General features: G+C 58.2%; 3 protein-coding genes. All 3 read left to right on the top strand.

Translation table 11 applies throughout. The features are described 5' to 3' along the window. On the top strand, window positions 1-474 hold a 474-nt coding region (locus tag AC0AP0_RS12115; protein ID WP_490430656.1), incomplete at its 5' end, for an HAD family hydrolase. A 120-nt stretch (window positions 475-594) separates the two neighbouring features. After that, window positions 595-1,215, top strand: coding sequence for an endonuclease III domain-containing protein (locus tag AC0AP0_RS12110; RefSeq protein ID WP_490430655.1), 621 nt, complete (start codon window positions 595-597; stop codon window positions 1,213-1,215). Between the two features lie 324 nt (window positions 1,216-1,539). Further along, a partial coding sequence (locus AC0AP0_RS12105) for an alcohol dehydrogenase catalytic domain-containing protein (RefSeq protein ID WP_490430654.1) occupies window positions 1,540-2,336 on the top strand: 797 nt, incomplete at its 3' end.

The raw sequence follows: 2,336 nt of genomic DNA, 5'->3' as shown, positions 1-2,336 counted from the left end.
TTCCACCTTGACGAGCGCCCAGAAGATCTTGTGGAGGAGTGGAACGAGGACGCACTCCTGCTCTACGCCACAGCTGTGCAGCCCAAGCCACATGCACTCGATTACCTGCAGGCGCTAAAAGCAAGCGGTGCCGCTTTGGCTGTGGCAACCAGCCTCCCTCCGCGCCTGCGACAGGCTGCTCTGAAGCACGCTGGGATGACCGATTGTTTCGACCAGGTCTGCAGCGTGGATGATGCCAAAAGCATCGGCAAGGAGGAACCGGAAATCTACCTGTTGGCTTCACGGATGCTGGGCGTCGCGCCCAACCAATGCACAGTGTTCGAGGATCTTCTGGTCGCCGTCGATTCCGCCAAGCGGGCTGGGATGAAGGTCTGGGCCATGTACGACCAGTCTTCGGCCAAGGATTGGGATGCCATTCGCTCTGAGGCCGATGGCGCTATCACTGACTTCGCCCAGGCGCCTGCCATTCTCTGACTCGCCCCGCACCGGCTGGAACCAGCTGTTACCATGAAAAGCGTCAAGTAGTTTGGTGGAGGCGTTATGGGCAATTCAGGCAGGATAAATGTCGGTTGCTCAAAGTGGCTGTATTCACGTTTGCTCGCTCGTCTGGGATTGCAGAATTGGTGGCCGGCAGAGACCGACTTCGAGATGATGATCGGAGCTGTGCTGGTCCAGCATACGGCCTGGGGAAACGCGGCCATGTCCATCGAGCAGCTGCGCAAGGCCGATCTGCTCAACCCCTGCAACATGGCCGACGTCGATCTGGCAAGGCTGACAAACTTGATCAGATCAAGCGGCTTTATGAAGGCCAAGGCACGCACCTGCAAAGCCCTGGCTCAGTGGCTGCTGGCTCACGGCATCCGCACGGCTGATGTTGAGGACTGCGCGGATGAAGGTCTGCGTGACAGCCTGCTCACCATTGCCGGAGTCGGACGTGAGACGGCGGATGTCATACGGCTTTATGCATTCGGCCAGCGTTGCTTTATCTGGGATGCCTATGCATGCCGGATGCTGGACGGTCTGGGGTGGGCCTCTTTACGGTCATACCAGGAGGGCGAAGAGTACGAGGCGGATTTTATTCGGGTTGATCAATGGTCACTGAACGATATGCGTGAATATCATGGGCTGATTGTCCAAGCAGGCAAAAACCATCGCAACCCCCAGGCCTATGCTTCCTTCCTTAAGGAACTTGGCAGCCCACAAAGCTCCTCCTAATGAGTTGAATCGTTGAGGTTCGGCCTATGACGTGCATGTAAGGATGCATACGATTTGTCACAAGGCGTATGACGATACCTCAATACGCCACCTCTACATAGCAACCCTTATAGGGCACCCCTATGCAGAACCCCCCTATAAGGCACCAATATATGGCTGCATCTTATGACCGTATTCCCGTGTGACAATCTTGTCCGCACCTCTATGAATCGCGCACACTAAGGATTTGACTTGACTTCGAGCGGATTGAACTCCGTAGACTATGTTTCATCCGCATACTTGACAGACGGATCCGCCAGGTAGTGAAAAATGGGGAGCAGGAGCATGAAGACAGCAAAGTTTGTGAAGCCAGGCCGCATCGAGCTGGAGGAAGCGCCGATGCCGACCATCGAAAAGCCCGGAGATGCCGTGATTCGGGTCGTTCGCGCCTGCGTGTGCGGATCCGACCTGTGGTGGTATCGGGGTATTTCCTCAATGCCCTCAGGCAGTCACGTAGGGCACGAGGCCATCGGCCTGGTCGAAAAGGTGGGCTCCGATGTCACCCACGTCAAGCCAGGGGACTTCGTCATAGCGCCTTTCACCCATGGCTGCGGGCACTGCGCAGCTTGCAGGGCCGGCTTCGACGGTGACTGCCTTGATCCGGACAAGCGGGGGAGCGGCGGCTATCAGAGCGAGTATCTGCGATTCACCAACGCGGACTGGGCCTTGGTGAAGATTCCAGGCCAACCTGAGGACTACAGCGACGACATGCTCGACTCTCTGCTGACCCTCTCCGACGTGATGGCCACGGGTTATCATGCAGCCGCAACTGCCCAGGTCAAAGAAGGCGACACGGTCGTGGTCATGGGCGATGGGGCAGTGGGTCTGTGCGGAGTCATAGCAGCCAAGCTGCGCGGGGCCGAACGCATCATTGCCATGAGCCGGCATGAGGACCGCCAAAGGTTGGCTAGTGAATTCGGTGCCACTGACATCGTGGCTGAACGCGGCGACGCTGCTGTGGAGCAGGTCATGGCCCTCACCGACGGAGCAGGAGCCGATGCGGTTCTGGAATGCGTGGGCACCGAACTGTCCACCGACACCGCTGTCAGGGTGGCCCGGCCCGGCGCAGTAGTCGGCAGGGT

Source organism: Bifidobacterium sp. POST2/T3 (B1) (genome assembly GCF_058197115.1).
The sequence above is the reverse complement of the archived record's forward strand: the minus strand, read 5'-3'. Positions and strand labels throughout refer to the sequence as shown.